Genomic DNA, 17,823 nt, shown 5'->3' on the forward strand with positions numbered 1-17,823 from the left:
TTTTTCGAGGTATGTCGTTTTTTTTATTTTCAACTTTGGTAAGAAAATAGAAATGCTAGTCAGGTTACCGTTTTAACATTACTCTTAATATAATCAGCATATATGAGTGAGATGATTAACTATGATAACCTCTAATACCTTTCAAACAGCACCACCGTCCCCTTCGTTGCTGACTGAAAATACGCTAGATAGTACTTTACTAAAACACTCTATTGAACAATTTCAGTCATGGTTAGCAGATGCTTTTCATCATGATGCTGATGTTGCTTTGTTACTACAAGCTCGTAGTCACTTTATCGACCAACTACTCACACAATTATGGCGTTATACTGAATTAGCGGATCACCCTGATCTCTGTATCATTGCCGTGGGGGGGTATGGTCGCCAAGAATTACACCCTCTTTCTGACATTGACTTGCTATTTTTAAGTCAACAGCCTCTTCCTCCCCAACTTGCCGAAAAAGTAAGTCAATTAATTACCTTGCTTTGGGATATCCGCTTAGAGATAGGTGTCAGCGTAAGAACGATGGAAGAGTGCCTTTTAGAAGGACTGTCTGATTTAACTATTGCCACCAATTTACTAGAAGCGCGTCTTGTTTGTGGTAATAACGCACTCTATCAACAATTAATTAAACATATTTTTAGCCAAGGTTTTTGGCCATCGCCTGATTTCTTTGCAGCTAAAATTGAAGAGCAAGAACAACGTCACCAACGCTTTCATAGCACCAGTTATAATCTAGAGCCTGATATTAAAAGTAGTCCTGGGGGACTTCGTGATATTCACACCCTTATATGGGTCGCTCACCGTCATTTTGGCGCAACATCAATATCTGAAATGGTCAACTTTGGCTTTTTAACCCCTGCCGAAGGACAAGAATTACTCGAGTGCCAATATACCTTATGGAAGATCCGTTTTGCGCTACATTTAGTCCTCAATCGTTATGACAATAGGTTACTGTTTGATCGCCAATTAAGCGTTGCCCAACTTTTAAATTATCAAGGTGAAGGCAACCAACCTGTCGAAAAAATGATGAAGGATTACTATCGCGTTACTCGCCGTGTGAGTGAGCTAAACGATATGCTACTGCAACTCTTTGATGAAGCAATCCTCGCATTACAACCCAATGTTAAACCTCGCCCTCTTGACAAAGAATTTCAATTAAGAGGTACATTAATTGATGTTATAGACGATGAATGTTTTCTTAATGATCCTATTGCCATTATGCGGTTATTTTTACGTATGGCTGAGCATGCAGAGATAACCGGAATTTATTCGACCACACTACGTCATTTGCGTTATGCCCGTCGTCATTTAGTACAACCTTTATGTGAGTACCCACTAGCTAGACAAGTATTTATGCAAATCTTACGTCATCCTAGGGCGGTTTCGGGGGCATTTGTCCCAATGCATAAACATAGTGTATTAAGTGCTTATTTCCCACAATGGAACAATATTGTCGGTCAAATGCAGTTTGATCTATTCCATGCTTATACAGTTGATGAGCATACTATCCGTGTCTTACAAAAACTTGAAAGTTTCGCTGATGATGCAAATCGAAACCGACATCCTCTTTGTGTCGATATCTACCCGAAACTACCTCAAATTGAGTTATTAAGACTCGCTGCTCTATTTCACGATATTGCTAAAGGACGACATGGTGATCACTCTTTATTAGGTGCACAGGATGTTATTAGCTTTGCTCAACAACATGGACTAAATCAACGAGAAATCGCTTTAGTTGAATGGCTTGTAAGTCATCACTTACTTATGTCAGTAACAGCACAAAGACGTGATATTCAAGATCCCGATGTTATCTTCCAATTTGCCTCTGAAGTCAAAAATGAGAGCCGTTTACGCTATTTACTCTGTCTCACTGTTGCTGATATTTGTGCAACAAACAGTAGCTTATGGAATAGTTGGAAACAAAGCTTACTGCGTGAACTATTTCTCGCTACGGCCAATCAATTACGCCAAGGGATGCACTCTATTCCAGATTTACGGGAACGTATCCGTGATCACCGTCAGCAAGCACTAACTATTTTACAACAGCAACAGGTCGATGAAGAAAAACTGCAAGCGATTTGGGCTCGTTGTCATGCGGACTATTTTTTACGTCATACTCCAGAGCAAATTGCTTGGCATGCTCAGGCACTTATTGAGCACAATAGTGCTGAGCCTATGGTATTGATTAGCCAACAAACCGAGCATGGTGGTACAGAGGTTTTTATTTGGTGTGCTGACCGACCTTCTCTATTTGCTTCTGTTGCAGGTGAGCTAGATAGACGTAATTTAAATATTCACAACGCACAAATTTTTACTAATCGCGACAATATGGCAATGGATACCTTTATCGTTTTAGAGCCTAATGGTAAACCACTGGCGATTGATCGCTATCATGCTATACGCCAAGCGCTTATTCGCGTTGTATCAGCCCCTTATAACGCCAATGCCAAAACCCGTGCTTTACCGGCTAAATTACGCCATTTTGAGGTACCCACTAAAATTAACTTTATCGCCTCTAACCATAATAAACGTACTTATATGGAGTTATTTGCACGTGATCGCCCAGGCTTATTAGCTATTATAGGTAAGGTTTTTGCCGATCTTTCTCTTTCGTTACATGGCGCAAGGATCACCACTATTGGCGAGCGTGTTGAGGATTTTTTTGTATTAACAGATAACGAAAATAATGCGTTAAACCAAAAAATGAAGGATGAAGTCGTAGAAAGGTTGACAAAAGCCCTCGTTTCAAAGGATAAAATATAGAAACCCACGACAATACATATAGGAAATACTATAGATGCAAGCATTACAATCTATTATTGATAACGCCTTTGAACAACGCGCTGAAATCACACCAGATAATGTTGAACCACAGGTACGCGATGCAATTAATAACGTTATCGCTCAACTAGACAGTGGAAAATTGCGAGTTGCTGAAAAAATTAATGGTCAGTGGGTTACTCATCAATGGCTAAAAAAAGCGGTTCTACTCTCTTTTCGTATCAGTCACAATCAAGTGATCGACGGTAGCGAAAGCCGTTATTTTGATAAAGTGCCAATGAAATTTGCAAATTACGATCAAGCTCGTTTTGAAAAAGAGGGATTTCGTGTTGTGCCACCTGCTGCCGTCAGACAAGGGGCCTATATTGCTCGTAATACAGTTCTAATGCCTTCTTATGTCAATATTGGTGCTTATGTGGATGAAGGAAGTATGGTGGATACATGGGCAACCGTTGGTTCATGTGCGCAAATTGGTAAAAATGTCCATTTATCCGGTGGCGTTGGGATCGGTGGCGTATTAGAACCTTTACAAGCTAACCCAACCATTATTGAAGATAACTGCTTTATTGGAGCACGTTCTGAAATTGTTGAAGGTGTGATTGTTGAAGAAGGCTCTGTCATTTCAATGGGTGTTTATATTGGACAAAGTACCAAAATTTATGACAGAGAAACTGGCGAAATCCATTACGGTCGTGTTCCTGCTGGTTCAGTGGTGGTTTCTGGTAATCTACCTTCAAAAGATGGTCGTTACAGTTTGTACTGTGCTGTGATTGTAAAAAAAGTCGATGCTAAAACACGTGGAAAAGTGGGTATTAATGAATTGTTAAGAACTATCGACTAATATAATAACAGCGGATAGAATGAATTCTGTTCGCTGTATCTCATTCATCTTTCTATCTGGTGCCAATATATGTACGATAATTTAAAAAATTTAGGGATCCAACATCCTGAAGATATTGATCGCTATACCCTACGTCAAGAAGCTAACAACGATATTTTAAAAATTTATTTTCGCAAAGATAAAGGTGAATTCTTTGCAAAAAGTGTAAAATTTAAATATCCACGCCAACGTAAAACAATTTCTGATACTCAATCAGGACAAGGTTTTAAAGAAGTCAATGAAATCAACACTAACTTACGTTATGTGATTGAAGAATTAGATCAAATTTGCCAGCAAGATCAAGTGGAAGTGGATTTGAAACATAAAATCCTCGATGATTTACGTCACCTTGAGCACGTTGTTGCCAATAAAATTGCTGAAATTGAAGCCGATTTAGAAAAATTGACTCGTCGTTAATTAATTGTCTCAATTTTATAAGAAACACCGCTTATAACTATTCACAACTTAATAGTAAGCGGTGCTCTTTAATAAGATAGCCATGATCCATCAATTTATTGCTCAAGTAACCGATTAATTTAATTCAATAATGTAGCCCAGTTTTCCAGCCAATTTATAGCAAATACTTCTGGCTCGGCAATATCCATACTGTCTATTTTTAATATTTCACCAATACGCTTTGCTTGATGCTCTTGTAATAACGCTTCAAATTGCATACCTGCACCACAAAAATTATCGTAACTGCTATCACCTAACGCAATTAGGCCATAATGTAAATTAGGTTGATAACCAACATTATCTCGTAGCTCATAAAATAAAGGTGCTATTGTATCGGGTAAATCGCCTTGGCCGGTTGTAGAGCTTATCACCAGTACTGTTGAATATTTTTGCCAATCGGCAAGTGTACCTTCTTCATAGATATTAGCTTGATGTTTATGCTCAAGCAAAATGCGCTGCGCTTCTTCAGCAACCGCCAATGCATTGCCATAAACAGTACCAACAAAAATGCCGATTTTAGCCATAATGTCCCCTATTTCATTTATCTATAATCATAGTAAATCGCATACTATATTATTGATATACAATTTATGCTCTATATTTCTTCTCTCTTTCTCTCTACAATAAATGATCTATCTACAATAAATGATTTATAAATTTTATTCCATTCTGTGCGCTCTTTAGAGAATCGCCAAAAAATATCATTTCTAGGCATTGATTCATTTATTATTTTTGCTACTAATTTGCAAGTCCAGTCAGGTACATAATTATTTTTAAAATCTAGAGATTCAAGCAAAAGGAATAAATTCCTATCCAATATTTCTAATTTTTTAACAGCATTATCATTTATCTCTTTTTTTCTTAGGTATTTGTTTTTAAATAATAATTTATATAGTTTAAGGAAAAAACCTTTATTTTCCTTTAATGATTTATTATAAGAAGATAATTGAGAAAACATATCTTTTATATTATTAAAAAAAACATTTTTAAAATTAAAATTAATCTCGTTAACTGTAGTAAAATTAGATTTATCTGCTTCCTTATAAAAACAATATAACTGATTAGATTTAAAACCATCCATCTTTTTTATAATTTCATTAAGTTCTTCAATTGTTATTTTTATGTCACTTAACTCTATCTCAATATCTTTTTTAGATAAAAACTGACTATCTTTGTTAAAGACATTACATTTTTTTACCAAAGTTTCAATAGACATTTTGAATTGGTCAATGAGATCGGAATTACAAGTACCATTATCAGTTTTAGAACTAATTAAATTAGATAGATTATCTATATACTCTACAGTTTTTAATAACCCTTGGCTAGAAGTAGCTAACAACTCATTCATTTTCTGTTTATCTTTATCAAGTTGTTCCATCAGGGCTGCTTTTTTTGATTTTTTGGTTTTTTTTGAGAGGTCTGTTTTTTCTGTTTTTTCAAAATTATTTTTATTATGAGAATCATCTTTTGTTATATCAGTATTCTCTGGTTCCTTAAAAATTTTATTCGAAATAGTAATTATATTTTGATATTTATTTACATTATTATATAATGTAAATTTAGGTTTACGCATAATTTTATTTGCAATCTTTTCTATGTCATCAGAAATCTTTTTTTCTTTTTTAGAGATAAAACTATTAATTATAGTATTTTTATTACTAAATATTTTATTAAAAAGTGTACTAGAATCATCTTTATTCTTTAACAAAGAGGAAAATAATACATTTATATCATTAGCATCTTTTATTCCTGATACAATTACCTTATTATCAAGTATTTTTATTTTATCAGTTAATCTTTCTTTTTCAATAATATCTTTTAATTTCTTCAGCCTATCTTTTTTTTTATTTTTTTCAAGTATGTATTTTTCCAGAGCACATTTCAACTCTAATGTAAATTTAAGAAATAAAACTTCTTTATCTTTATTAACAATCATAAAGTCTCTATTACTATTGCTTATAAGTAAAGATAAATCTTTTATTCCTAAAGAAATATCATCTTTTCCCAAAGAGATGTTTTTTTTATTCCCTATAGAGAGCACAAAAGTTTTATATTCATCATCTTTTCCAAATAATTTCATTGTCATTTAATCTCTTAAACTCTGTTTATGTTCTAAAATAATTACATAATTAACACCTATATTATTTCAATAAAAAAACACTCTTAGCTGATGCATAAGAGTGTTTTCTAATTTAGTCAAAAATAATTTATTTTTCAGTTGTACCTATAGACCGAATATATTCATCCATTTCAGTTTTTAAATTATCAGACTTAGGGCCAAAAATTGCTTGAATACCGGATCCAACCACCACAACACCAGCCGCTCCCAGTCTTTTCAGCTCATCACGATCGACCTTATCAATCTCTTTTACACCAATACGCAAGCGTGTAATACAAGCATCTAAGCTACTGATATTATCTTTACCACCGAAAGCAGCGACTAAAGATTGTCCCATCGCACTTTTATCCGCTTGTTTCGCGTTTTTCTCTTCTACTTCTCGCCCTGGGGTTTTCAGGTTGAGTTTCACGATTAAGAAACGGAAAATAGAGTAATAAGTTATCGCATAAAGTATGCCAATAATTGGGAATAGATACAGTTTACTGCTATTACCACTCAATACGATAAAGTCGATTAAGCCATGAGAAAAACTTGTACCGTCACGCATACCTAACAAGATACAAATAACAAATGCTAAACCGGCAAGAATGGCATGAATAACATAAAGAATAGGTGCTACGAACATAAATGAGAATTCAATTGGCTCTGTGATCCCTGTTAAAAAGGCAGTCAATGCCGCAGAAATCATGATCCCGCCAACTTTTACACGGTTTTCAGGACGTGCTGTATGCCAAATAGCAATGGCCGCCGCGGGTAGACCAAACATTTTAAATAGGAAGCCACCTGATAACATCCCCGCAGTTGGATCACCTGCCATATAACGTGGAATATCACCGTGGAACACTTGTCCTGCGCTATTTACATACTCACCCACTTGCATTTGGAATGGTACATTCCAGATATGATGCAGACCAAATGGCACTAACGCACGCTCAACAACACCATAAATACCAAATGCAACGGCTGGATTTTGATACGCTGCCCACTCAGAAAAACGTTGAATAGCAGTACCAATAGGAGGCCAAATAAAGGATAAAAGAATACCGACAAAAATCGCAATCAGACCAGAAATAATAGGTACAAAACGTTTACCTGCAAAGAAGCCTAAATACTCAGGAAGTTTAATACGATAAAAGCGGTTAAACATTGATGCGGCAATAATACCAGCAATGATCCCACCTAGTACCCCCGTATCAGTTAAACGTTGTATTTCAACACTATCAGGAGATAACCCTAAGACCCAAGGTGCCACCACCAGCATGGTTTTTGACATGATGCCATAGGCAACGACGGACGCAAGAGCTGAGACACCATCATTATTGGTAAAACCTAACGCCACACCAATAGCAAAAATCAGTGGCATATTAGAGAAAACCGAACCACCCGCTTCTGCCATCACTTGAGAAACAGAGACAGGGATCCATGATAGTCCCGCAGACCCAACCCCTAGTAAGATACCGGCAATAGGCAGCACAGATACCGGTAACATTAAGGATTTTCCAATTTTTTGTAAAACAACAAATAGGTTTTTAAACATCAAGCAGACTCCCGAATATGGGTTGTATGTGTTATAAGTTTTTTATTTGTTTAAAGTTAAGGTAGGTTTATTCAATTAACTTATCTAATAATAAGCTCTATTTATTTTACATCATAAAATAAATCCATTATTGAATATATGATAGCTGTCACGTTTCAGTTCATATCTTTTATCAATAAAAGTAACTTTTTATATTACAACCAGTTATTGAGGAATAAATATTGCGCAAACTACCAAAACTTAAGTAAATAAGTCTTGATAGTCACGACAGGTAAGCAATATTCAAATATCAGAAAGTACAAAATGGTGAGCTAAATCCTCACCGAATTGCTCTAATTCGGGCTTTAGACCACGCCAGCCAAACTGATTAATCAGATGTTGCCATGGCAGATCCCACTTCGCTGTTAAGTTAAGTGGTTGTTGAGTGATCGGATGAATTAAGTTTAGCTGACTTGCGTGTAACATCAAACGATGTGATTGAAAATGATTTACGACCCCACGATTTTGTCGTAAATCGCCATGGGCTGTATCCCCAATAATAGGGTGACGAATATGAGACATATGACGGCGCAATTGATGCTTACGCCCCGTTTCAGGACGTAATTCCAATAAGCTAAAACGCGATGTTGGATAGCGCCCTATCGCCACTTCTTTTTCCACTTTTGCAAGTGGCACACAATGCGTAATACAGTGTTGAATTTTAGGAGGTTGAGAGGCAAATTTGTCAGCGATTTTGTCATGCTCTTCAACAAGTGGACTATCAATTATCATTGGCTCTTCAACATAGCCACGCACAACTGCATGATACACTTTCTCCATTTGATGTTGTTCAAAACAGACTGAAAGTGTTCTTGCAACCTCGGAAGAGAGCGCCATTAATAGCACTCCGGATGTGGGTCTATCTAAACGATGAACAGGAAAAACATGCTGACCAATTTGATCTCTTAATGTTTGCATCACAAACACGGTTTCATGCCTATCAAGCCAACTGCGGTGAACAAGCCAGCCCGCCGGTTTATTCACCGCCACAAGATATTCATCTTGATAAATAATATCTAGCATCATTGACCTTATTGCTTAAATAACGCATCAAGTTCACGAAGGTGATTGAGTAAATCCACATAATCACGCGTCTCATCGTCCTTAAATGCTTCTTCATAATAAGGTGCGATAGCAAAAGCCGTCGGCAATGCCATACCACTGTCAATAAGAGAAGATAAACGAGGGATCAGAACCCATTGCAACCATTCATGCGCCTCCATTGTATCAATACAAAAAGGCTCTGAGCTTGCAAAAGCCTCATCATTAGGCGCATCCAATTGCCATAACCCTATGTTTTTCATCTCTTCTTCAATTAATAACAGTCTTGCTAAAATGTGTTGTTCTGAGGTCATTGTTTATTCCTTACATAAAAACAGAATAAGCATAACATTGGGGCTGAAAGAGTGAAAAACAAATAGAAAATAAAGGGGCCGTAGCCCCTTTAGACAAGAAGATATGATTATCTAATATAATACCTGCATCCTAGCAGAACCGTTTTATTGTCATCTGTCATCCATGATGATGAAAGTCTATATCTTGTATTAATGGAAATATCCTATTTCCTACATCCTTGATTACTTTCTTTATCACGGTTACCAAATAATCCCTTAGTTGGCGGAGGTAGAATGCCAATAATTGGTTAGTGAAACAACCCACAAAACAAAGGTAATCAATAAAGAAAAACCATCACGAAAAACAATGTATGATTAATCCATTGAAATTATTTAACAAACAAAAAAATCATTACGCAACATTTGCATTTAGTAAGCTAAAGACACTCTTTTTGTAAGATATATCTCACAGAAAAAATAGCTAAATGATTACCTTACTTATCAAAAACAGGGGTTAATTTTGTTAAAAATAGTGATAAATTATCTGCAAGCACTTCCCTTTTCTTTTGACCAAAAGTTTCTAGTATTACTTCACCTGAAAGATTACATACAGAAATAATATCGTTTTCAGACGCTGTTGTACCGATAAACAAAGTCGGGGTGAGCTTCAATCGTTTTTGTGTCACAAGATGTCCGATCATGTTCTCTTGTAGACGAATAAAATCCTCTTCACTCCAAATTTGAAGCAGAGTAAAGTTGAGCGAATCAAAACGGACTTGCATATCACCAGCATATTGCGTAGTAAAATAGTCATGTAATTCAGAGCGAATAATAATCCCCATCGCTTTTTCAACTTTTTCTAATTTATCTCGACCCGTAAAAGGCTGTGGTAACCAATAAACCACATTATCTCCGGTACGAGAAATACAAGGAGAAGGAACACCATAAAGCTCATGGCTGGCAGGAGGAAACCCTGACTCTTGTTGCCATAAATCAACATAATTTTGCGTAAGCTGTTTTAATTCAGTGGAAATATCATTCATCGTTATCATCGTCTGTAGGCATAAAAAAGAGAAATATATCCCTTATGTTACCTGATAATACCGGTAATTTTGAGCGCCAATAATAAAGCGTTCATATACTCTTGATATTTCGCTAGTATAATCACGGCTCTTTCCATTTTTTGATGACATTAGGATATCGATTATGTCTTTATATCAGGGAGATAAGGCTCTCGAAGCACTATCATTAGGCAAAGAAACACAATACCACACACACTATGATGCGAGTCTATTACAAGGTGTACCTCGTCGCTTAAATCGAGATTCACTCTCTTTAACTGCTGACAATCTACCTTTTCATGGTGGTGATATCTGGACAATGTATGAGCTATCTTGGCTCAACAGCCAAGGCTTACCTCAAGTGGCTATTGGCCATGTAGAATTAGATGCAACGACAGAAAATCTCATCGAATCAAAAAGCTTTAAGCTCTATCTCAATAGCTTTAATCAAACTCGTTTTGAAAATTGGCACATTGTTGAAGAAACATTACTCAAAGATTTAACTGCTTGTGCTAAAGGCAGGGTGCATCTAACGCTTTACCCACTTTCCCATTTTACCTCACAGCCTATTGTCGATTTTGTAGGAGAGTGCATTGATAACCAACCTATTGAAATTGATAATTACCAATTCGATAGCCAATGGTTAAACGGATCAACAACAGATACACTGGTTGAGGAGACGCTTGTTAGTCATCTGCTAAAATCAAATTGCCTGATCACGCACCAACCTGATTGGGGATCTGTGATGATCCAATATAAAGGCAAAAAAATCGACCGTGAAAAACTACTACGCTATCTTGTATCCTTTAGACAGCATAATGAATTTCACGAGCAGTGTGTTGAGCGAATATTCCACGATATTATGACATTTTGTTCACCAGACACATTAACTGTTTATGCAAGATACACTCGCCGTGGAGGATTAGATATTAATCCTTGGCGTAGTAATTGTGAGTTTGTTCCAGAAACTGGTCGCTTAGCCAGACAATAACGTGAATAATGCCTGTATGTTAATATGATCTATGTTATACAGAGATCAGTTGCACTTCAGTTTGTTATTTCGGGAGAAAAAGGAGTCCTACGTGATAACTCATGTCAGCCCATTAGGTTCCATGGATCTGCTTTCACAGCTAGAAGTTGATATGCTTAAAAGAACAGCCAGCAGTGATCTTTATCAACTGTTTCGTAACTGTTCACTTGCAGTTCTCAACTCTGGTAGCCTTACTGATAGTAGTAAAGAACTGTTATCTAAATACCAAGATTTTGATATTAACGTACTGCGTCGCGAACGTGGTGTAAAATTAGAGCTAGTTAATCCCCCAGAAGATGCCTTTGTTGATGGAAAAATTATTCGCTCTCTACAAGCAAACCTATTTGCTGTACTGCGCGATATTTTGTTTGTGCATGGGCAAATAACCACGGCAAAACGCGACCTACATTTAAACCTTGAAAACAGCGCCCATATAACAAACACCATTTTCTCTATCTTACGTAATGCAAGAGCGCTGCATATCGATGAAGATCCAAATATGATCGTTTGCTGGGGCGGACACTCCATCAATGAAACAGAGTATCTTTACGGTAGAAAAGTCGGTAATGAATTAGGGTTACGCGAACTGAATATCTGTACTGGGTGTGGACCTGGGGCTATGGAAGCTCCCATGAAAGGCGCTGCAGTGGGGCACGCTCAACAACGTTATAGAAATAGCCGTTTTATTGGTGTTACAGAGCCATCAATCATCGCCGCAGAGCCACCAAATCCTCTGGTTAATGAACTTATCATTATGCCAGATATTGAAAAACGTCTGGAAGCTTTTGTTCGTATTGCCCACGGCATTATTATTTTCCCAGGGGGCGTAGGAACCGCAGAAGAGCTACTCTATCTACTTGGTATTCTGATGTCACCAGAAAACCAAGAACAAGTACTCCCACTGATTTTAACGGGTCCTAAAGAGAGTGCAGACTATTTCCGAGTACTCGATGATTTTATTGTTAATACCTTAGGTGAAGATGCACGACGTCATTATCAAATCATCGTCGATGATGCGGCTGAAGTGGCTCGTATTATGAAGAAATACATGCCATTGGTAAAAGATAACCGTCGTAGCACAGGGGATGCTTACAGCTTTAATTGGTCAATAAAAATTAATGCGGACTTACAACATCCTTTCGAGCCAACTCATGAAAATATGGCATCACTTAATTTAAGCACGCATCAATCTCCTGAAAAACTGGCGGCTGATTTACGCCGCGCATTTTCCGGTATTGTCGCAGGTAACGTAAAAGAAGTGGGAATGAAGGCGATAGAAGCTCATGGCCCTTATAAAATTCACGGTGAAAGCGATATTATGCGCCGTATGGATATTTTATTGGCGGGGTTTGTCGAACAACATCGTATGAAGCTACCTGGTGGTAGTGCCTATCAACCTTGTTACGAGATCATCAGCTAATTAATTATGGTACATTTGCTGATCATTGATGCATTAAACCTGATCCGCCGTATTCATGCGGCATCAGGTTCTTCATGCCTGACAGTGTGTGAACATAGCGTGAATCAATTGCTTAATCACACACGGCCTACTCACGCGGTTGCTGTTTTTGATGAAGATGATAGGGAAAATAGCTGGCGCCATCAGTTATTGCCGGAATATAAAGCAGGCCGCTCGCCGATGCCGGCTGATCTGCACCAACAGCTTCCAGAAATTAAAGCAATGCTACTTAACTTAGGTATAAAAAGCTGGCATTCAGGAGGCGATGAAGCGGATGATGTGGCCGCAACTTTGGCAACAAAAGTCGCTCAAGCCGGACATAATGTGACCATTATTTCAACAGATAAAGGTTATTGCCAATTACTTTCCCCTGCCATACGTATTCGTGACTATTTCCAAAAACGCTGGCTCGATCTTGAATTTATTAATCAAGAGTTTGGTGTTAAACCGACACAATTAACTGATTATTGGGGATTAACAGGCGTTAGCAGCAGTAAAGTTTCCGGTGTCCCCGGTATTGGCCCTAAAAGTGCAACAGAACTTTTGCAACTTTATCCTAATTTAGAGTCACTGTACCAACACATTGATGAAGTGCCCAAAAAATGGCAAACCAAATTGAGTGATAATAAAGAAGTTGCTTTTATTAGCCGCCAAATCACCACACTTCGTACTGATATTCAGTTAAACGGTAATTTACAACAGTTACGTTTAAAATAGTTTAATCAATAAAAAGGCTAACGCTCTGTAATAGAGAATTAGCCTGTTAATGATTTACTCATCAAAAGATGAACTTAACTCTATGAAGTTAAAACTCGCGATCAGGACGATAAGCAGCCCAGATATTTTGGATATGTACCGTGATCTCTTCTCTGTCATGATACAAATGCTTAGCCTGAATTTTAGCATTAATGCCTTTCTCAGCTAATTCAGCTCTAATTTTATCAAGGATATGCGCAACTTCTTCATAACGCTTTTTCATCGGTAATTTTAAGTTGAAGATTGCTTCACGACACCATTCATTAACTATCCACGTTGTCATTAATGCAGCCACTTTGGCAGGCTTCTCAACCATATCACACACCAGCCAAGTAATATTCTTTGACGTCGGCTCAAACTTAAAGCCATCAGCTTGATGGTGGCGCACTTGCCCTGTTTCCATTAAAGAAGGAGCCATAGGACCATTATCAACGGCATGCACCATCATGCTACGTTTAACTAATTGGTAAGTCCATCCTCCGGGACACGCCCCAAGATCAACCGCACTCATCCCACTGGCTAAGCGCTCTTCCCACTCTTCATAAGGAATAAAAACATGGAACGCTTCTTCAAGTTTTAAAGTTGAACGACTTGGTGCATCGGCTGGGAATTTTAAGCGAGGGATCCCCATATAGAATGGCGAGTTATTAAAGCTATAGGAATAGCCCACGTAACAACATCCCGGAGCAATAAAAAAGACATGGATCACCGGACGGCTATAATTTTCAACTTTTAATAAGATCTTTTCTTTACGTAATTGATTACGCAAAGGAACAGTGAATTTGCGGCAAAATTTTAATAACTCTTTGCTTTCATTGGTATCAGCGACTTCAACACGTAACTCACCTGCTTTTTCTGTACTACCTTTTAGCTGGTCAATAATGGGAGTAATACGATCTTCTGGTGGTAAGTTCTTTAATAATTCACCACAAACAAATAATTGGCGTGCAAAAATAAGTCCTCTAAAATCCACATCACGAGCAATTTTATCTGCATCACCTTCTTGATAGCATTCAAAAATGACGTAACCACTTCCCTCTTTCACTCGAGAAAAGCCATAAACACCTATTTGTCCTGCCTTATCCGTTATCTCCGCCGCGCACTCTTTTTCAAAACCAGGGCGACAATATAATGCTACTTTATTCATGGCGAGATGCCGGTGTCCTTAGACGCAAAGCGCCAATAAAAATTAAAATCCAACCAATAAGAAAACTAAATCCACCAATTGGCGTAAAATAAGATAATAACCTAACCTGTGTTAGCGCCATACAATAAAGGCTACCACTGAAAAGTAAAATGCCTAAACCAAAGAAAATACCTGCCCAATAAAGCCATAAAATGGTTTTGCGCATTAATATCGCCGCTAACCCTACAAGTAGTAAAGTATGTACGATTTGATAACGCATAGCTAACTGAATATATTCCCAATGCTGTGGCGATAAATGAGGGGCTAATTTATGGGTAGCGAATGCCCCAAAAGCCACATAAAAAAAACCACTGATTGCGGAAAACATAAGCAATGTACGACTATTCACTGTTTATTCCTTCCTGTTAGGAGCTAATTTACCTAAACAAATATTAAGAAGTTGCCAGTAATCCTAATTTTTCCTGTTCATTTGCCGCTTGAGATAAAATCCATTGACGGAAAGCAGCAATTTTTCCTAATTCAGCCTGACTATCTTGGCAAACTAAATAAAAGGCATTTTTACTGACAAGCACATCTTGAAAAGGCCTAACTAATCGACCTGATTCAATTTCACTGCGAGCCATAACATTATTAACTAATGCAACACCTTGTCCATGTACTGCAGCCTGTATCACCATAGAGCTATGGCTAAAGATAGGCCCTTGTTGCACATTAATCTGGTTTTGGATCTCCAATTGACGAACATAAGCTTGCCAATCACGACGCGATGTATCATGTAACAGTGTATGATAAATCAGATCGGACGGGGTTTTTAGTGGTTTTTCACCTGTCAGCAAAGAAGGAGCACAAACCGGAATTAAATATTCAGCGTAAAGACGATCTGTACGCAATCCAGTCCAGTTCCCGCGGCCATAAAAAATAGCCACATCCACATCATCAGCAAGCTTATCTTCTTCGCGATCAACCGCCTGAATACGGACATCAATCCCCGGATAAGCCTGATTAAACCCTGATAACCTCGGTACTAACCACTGAATAGCAAAACTCGGCGACAAGCTCACTGTTAAAGCCCCTTTTGCGCTTCGTGCAAGTAATTTTCTTGTTGCTTCATTAATTGAAGAAAAAATTTCTTTGATATCAAGATAATAACTTTGACCTTCTTCGGTCAGTAACAAAGAACGATTGCGTCTTCTAAATAATTTTAGTCCAAGAAATTCTTCTAATGTTTTAATTTGATGGCTAACCGCTGCTTGAGTCACGAATAATTCTTCAGCCGCTTTAGTAAAACTTAAATGACGTGCTGCCGAATCAAAAACTCTAAGGGCATTTAGTGGAGGTAAACGTTTAGACATATTCTGTTGTGAAACCCCTATTTTGGCTGTTGGTAAACCCTAACGTTAGTTATTAGTTTTTTTTATGCGAAGCATTATAATTTGTCCCTTGATGATTAGCCAGTAAATACCTATAGTACTCGCACTTCCTAAGCCGGAACGAAAAGTTGTGTAGTAGCAATACTGCAAAACTTTTGGCTTTGTGGTTGTGATGTTGTGTTTGCAAGTTGTCTGGAAATTCCAGACTTTGTAGCTGATGCTACTGTTTTTTTTCACTTCCTGTACATTTACCCTGTCTGTCCATAGTGATTTTATAATGCACCGCCAAGGCGGTGCTTTTTTTATATATTATTTTTCTCTAACTTCGCAACGCTGACGGACTGCACATCCTATTTTTATGCTAAATGCGCACCTACTTAGCTATTATTATGCTAAAAAAGTGCAACATCTTTTCCCCATAGGCAATAACAGCGCTCAGTAGATAAACATCTATTCCATTTTCGATGCTATAAACAAGCTCACCTTTATCGTGTTACCATAAGAATCTATCGCAATTCACAGTAAACAAATTAGCAATTTCATTATAAATAAATATTATTAACCGTATAATCTCGCGGTTAGGTTTTTACTTACTATAACGGCGTTTTCTAGACTGACTAACACAAGCTCATTATGAAACCATTTTCCCCTACTGTTTTTCGCCAACAATTTCCTGCTATTGAGGAAAATATTGTTTATCTTGATAGTGCGGCTACCGCGTTAAAACCTGTAGCTATGATTGAAGCTTCAGATAAATTTTATCGCCATAGCTCAGCGACGGTTCACCGTAGCCAATATCAACAAGCTAAAAAGATGACACAACACTTTGAGCAAGCACGTCAGCAAGTCGCTCAATTACTTAACGTCGCAGATAGCGATACTATTATTTGGACGCAAGGCACCACAGGCTCACTTAATCTTATTGCTCAAGGCTATTTCCGCCCACGATTACAAGCCGGTGATGAAATTATTGTTAGCGAACAAGAGCATCACGCCAATCTTATTCCTTGGTTAATGTTAGCAGAGCAGACTGGGGCCAAAATTATTCGCTGGCCGATTGAAGATAACTTTTTACCTTCAATCGCCACACTGACGACATTACTTACGGCAAGAACAAGAGTAGTGGCAATAAGCCAAATGTCGAATATCACCGGTGCACAAATCGCCTTAGATAAAGTTTCTCAATGTGTACATCAATATGATGACTGTTTACTCGTGGTTGATGGTGCACAAGGCATAGCTCATCATGCAACGGATATCAGCGCCCTTGATATCGATTTTTATGCTTTCTCTGCCCATAAATTATATGGTCCCAATGGCCTTGGCGTATGTTATGGAAAGCGCGAACTTTTAGAAGTGATGTCTGCGTGGCAAGGGGGCGGAAAAATGTTAACCACGGCAAGCTTTAACGGTTTTGTACCCGCGGCTATTCCTCATCGCTTTGAAGCAGGCACCCCTAACATAGCTGCTGTAATTGCTTTTTCAGCAACATTAGATTGGTTACAAACGCAAGATATGGCGCAAGCCAATCAATACGCCTTAACTCTGGCAGATGAAGCACAGGCGCGTCTTGAGCAATTAGAGGGGTTTATCAGTTACCGCGCGCCTCATTCACCGGTACTCGCTTTTAATTTTGAGGGTATTCATCACAGTGATTTAGCGGCATTAATCGCGGAACAAGGTATTGCTTTACGCACAGGGCAACACTGCGCACAACCCTTAATCGATGCTTTAACCATCTCTGGCTGTTTACGCGCTTCTTTTATGCCATATAATCAACTTTCTGATATTGATAGGTTAGTTGATGCGGTTAAATTCGCACTGTCCTTATTAAAAGATGAAGATTAAAT

At 37.8% G+C, this 17,823-nt stretch carries 16 protein-coding genes; 7 read left to right on the plus strand and 9 right to left on the minus strand.

Features of this window, described 5'->3' with window-relative positions; genetic code table 11:
• Positions 1 to 121 precede the first annotated feature (121 nt).
• The 3 genes from glnD to HMPREF0693_RS11165 all read left to right on the plus strand — a co-directional run bounded on the left by glnD (position 122) and on the right by HMPREF0693_RS11165 (position 4,082).
• Positions 122 to 2,767 carry a bifunctional uridylyltransferase/uridylyl-removing protein GlnD gene (glnD, locus tag HMPREF0693_RS11155; RefSeq protein WP_004245479.1) on the plus strand — a complete coding sequence of 882 codons (2,646 nt, stop codon included), beginning with the start codon at positions 122 to 124 and terminating at the stop codon, positions 2,765 to 2,767.
• Positions 2,768 to 2,801: 34 nt separating this feature from the next.
• Positions 2,802 to 3,626: a 2,3,4,5-tetrahydropyridine-2,6-dicarboxylate N-succinyltransferase gene (gene dapD, locus HMPREF0693_RS11160; protein WP_004245480.1), complete on the plus strand. Its 825-nt coding sequence runs from the start codon at positions 2,802 to 2,804 to the stop codon at positions 3,624 to 3,626.
• 69 nt (positions 3,627 to 3,695) lie between these two features.
• On the plus strand, positions 3,696 to 4,082 hold the full coding sequence (locus HMPREF0693_RS11165) for a DUF3461 family protein (protein WP_004245482.1): 387 nt from the start codon (positions 3,696 to 3,698) through the stop codon (positions 4,080 to 4,082).
• A gap of 119 nt (positions 4,083 to 4,201) precedes the next feature.
• Here the strand turns inward: HMPREF0693_RS11165 and HMPREF0693_RS11170 are convergent, their stop codons facing one another.
• From HMPREF0693_RS11170 to syd, 6 genes are all read right to left on the minus strand, one after another.
• Positions 4,202 to 4,645, minus strand: a complete 444-nt coding sequence (locus HMPREF0693_RS11170; RefSeq protein WP_004245484.1) for a flavodoxin — start codon at positions 4,643 to 4,645, stop codon at positions 4,202 to 4,204.
• A 71-nt stretch (positions 4,646 to 4,716) separates the two neighbouring features.
• Complete coding sequence (locus HMPREF0693_RS11175) at positions 4,717 to 6,207, minus strand: hypothetical protein (RefSeq protein WP_004245485.1); 1,491 nt, start codon at positions 6,205 to 6,207, stop codon at positions 4,717 to 4,719.
• A 121-nt stretch (positions 6,208 to 6,328) separates the two neighbouring features.
• Positions 6,329 to 7,777: a PTS glucose transporter subunit IIBC gene (ptsG, locus tag HMPREF0693_RS11180; RefSeq protein WP_004245486.1), complete on the minus strand. Its 1,449-nt coding sequence runs from the start codon at positions 7,775 to 7,777 to the stop codon at positions 6,329 to 6,331.
• Between the two features lie 282 nt (positions 7,778 to 8,059).
• Positions 8,060 to 8,839, minus strand: coding sequence for a tRNA pseudouridine(65) synthase TruC (gene truC / locus HMPREF0693_RS11185; protein WP_004250244.1), 780 nt, complete (start codon positions 8,837 to 8,839; stop codon positions 8,060 to 8,062).
• A gap of 8 nt (positions 8,840 to 8,847) precedes the next feature.
• A complete protein-coding gene (locus tag HMPREF0693_RS11190) occupies positions 8,848 to 9,171 on the minus strand; it encodes a YqcC family protein (protein ID WP_004245488.1) in 324 nt (107 codons plus the stop codon).
• A 473-nt stretch (positions 9,172 to 9,644) separates the two neighbouring features.
• A complete protein-coding gene (gene syd, locus HMPREF0693_RS11195) occupies positions 9,645 to 10,193 on the minus strand; it encodes a SecY-interacting protein (protein WP_012368307.1) in 549 nt (182 codons plus the stop codon).
• A gap of 163 nt (positions 10,194 to 10,356) precedes the next feature.
• On the opposite strand from syd, the gene queF reads away from it, so the two are divergent.
• The 3 genes from queF (at position 10,357) to xni (ending at position 13,417) form a co-directional block, all read left to right on the plus strand.
• The gene (gene queF / locus HMPREF0693_RS11200; RefSeq protein WP_004245492.1) at positions 10,357 to 11,202 is read left to right on the plus strand and encodes an NADPH-dependent 7-cyano-7-deazaguanine reductase QueF; all 846 of its coding nucleotides are present in this window, start codon (positions 10,357 to 10,359) and stop codon (positions 11,200 to 11,202) included.
• A 91-nt stretch (positions 11,203 to 11,293) separates the two neighbouring features.
• Positions 11,294 to 12,661 carry a nucleotide 5'-monophosphate nucleosidase PpnN gene (ppnN, locus tag HMPREF0693_RS11205; RefSeq protein WP_004249505.1) on the plus strand — a complete coding sequence of 456 codons (1,368 nt, stop codon included), beginning with the start codon at positions 11,294 to 11,296 and terminating at the stop codon, positions 12,659 to 12,661.
• A 6-nt stretch (positions 12,662 to 12,667) separates the two neighbouring features.
• Positions 12,668 to 13,417: a flap endonuclease Xni gene (gene xni, locus HMPREF0693_RS11210; protein ID WP_004245494.1), complete on the plus strand. Its 750-nt coding sequence runs from the start codon at positions 12,668 to 12,670 to the stop codon at positions 13,415 to 13,417.
• Between the two features lie 88 nt (positions 13,418 to 13,505).
• Here the strand turns inward: xni and rlmM are convergent, their stop codons facing one another.
• Genes rlmM through HMPREF0693_RS11225 form a run of 3 tightly spaced genes read right to left on the minus strand, consistent with a single transcriptional unit; the run spans position 13,506 to position 15,955 of the window.
• The gene (gene rlmM / locus HMPREF0693_RS11215; protein ID WP_004245495.1) at positions 13,506 to 14,603 is read right to left on the minus strand and encodes a 23S rRNA (cytidine(2498)-2'-O)-methyltransferase RlmM; all 1,098 of its coding nucleotides are present in this window, start codon (positions 14,601 to 14,603) and stop codon (positions 13,506 to 13,508) included.
• A complete protein-coding gene (locus HMPREF0693_RS11220; RefSeq protein WP_004245496.1) occupies positions 14,596 to 14,991 on the minus strand; it encodes a DUF423 domain-containing protein in 396 nt (131 codons plus the stop codon). Before HMPREF0693_RS11220 ends, rlmM begins: the two co-directional genes overlap by 8 nt.
• A 43-nt stretch (positions 14,992 to 15,034) precedes the next feature.
• The gene (locus HMPREF0693_RS11225; protein ID WP_004245498.1) at positions 15,035 to 15,955 is read right to left on the minus strand and encodes a transcriptional regulator GcvA; all 921 of its coding nucleotides are present in this window, start codon (positions 15,953 to 15,955) and stop codon (positions 15,035 to 15,037) included.
• A 651-nt stretch (positions 15,956 to 16,606) separates the two neighbouring features.
• On the opposite strand from HMPREF0693_RS11225, the gene csdA reads away from it, so the two are divergent.
• On the plus strand, positions 16,607 to 17,821 hold the full coding sequence (csdA, locus tag HMPREF0693_RS11230; protein ID WP_004245499.1) for a cysteine desulfurase CsdA: 1,215 nt from the start codon (positions 16,607 to 16,609) through the stop codon (positions 17,819 to 17,821).
• Positions 17,822 to 17,823: the final 2 nt, after the last annotated feature.

This window comes from Proteus mirabilis ATCC 29906, assembly GCF_000160755.1.
Classification (GTDB): Bacteria; Pseudomonadota; Gammaproteobacteria; order Enterobacterales; family Enterobacteriaceae; genus Proteus; species Proteus mirabilis.

Bases quoted from the DNA above. Each gene is read 5' to 3' on its own strand.
- HMPREF0693_RS11190 (WP_004245488.1), bottom strand. From the start codon at position 9,171: ATGACCTCAGAACAACACATTTTAGCAAGACTGTTATTAATTGAAGAA.
- ptsG (WP_004245486.1), bottom strand. From the start codon at position 7,777: ATGTTTAAAAACCTATTTGTTGTTTTACAAAAAATTGGAAAATCCTTA.
- syd (WP_012368307.1), bottom strand. From the start codon at position 10,193: ATGAATGATATTTCCACTGAATTAAAACAGCTTACGCAAAATTATGTT.
- glnD (WP_004245479.1), top strand. From the start codon at position 122: ATGATAACCTCTAATACCTTTCAAACAGCACCACCGTCCCCTTCGTTG.
- HMPREF0693_RS11165 (WP_004245482.1), top strand. From the start codon at position 3,696: ATGTACGATAATTTAAAAAATTTAGGGATCCAACATCCTGAAGATATT.
- HMPREF0693_RS11170 (WP_004245484.1), bottom strand. From the start codon at position 4,645: ATGGCTAAAATCGGCATTTTTGTTGGTACTGTTTATGGCAATGCATTG.
- dapD (WP_004245480.1), top strand. From the start codon at position 2,802: ATGCAAGCATTACAATCTATTATTGATAACGCCTTTGAACAACGCGCT.
- truC (WP_004250244.1), bottom strand. From the start codon at position 8,839: ATGCTAGATATTATTTATCAAGATGAATATCTTGTGGCGGTGAATAAA.
- csdA (WP_004245499.1), top strand. From the start codon at position 16,607: ATGAAACCATTTTCCCCTACTGTTTTTCGCCAACAATTTCCTGCTATT.
- queF (WP_004245492.1), top strand. From the start codon at position 10,357: ATGTCTTTATATCAGGGAGATAAGGCTCTCGAAGCACTATCATTAGGC.
- HMPREF0693_RS11175 (WP_004245485.1), bottom strand. From the start codon at position 6,207: ATGACAATGAAATTATTTGGAAAAGATGATGAATATAAAACTTTTGTG.
- rlmM (WP_004245495.1), bottom strand. From the start codon at position 14,603: ATGAATAAAGTAGCATTATATTGTCGCCCTGGTTTTGAAAAAGAGTGC.
- HMPREF0693_RS11225 (WP_004245498.1), bottom strand. From the start codon at position 15,955: ATGTCTAAACGTTTACCTCCACTAAATGCCCTTAGAGTTTTTGATTCG.
- xni (WP_004245494.1), top strand. From the start codon at position 12,668: ATGGTACATTTGCTGATCATTGATGCATTAAACCTGATCCGCCGTATT.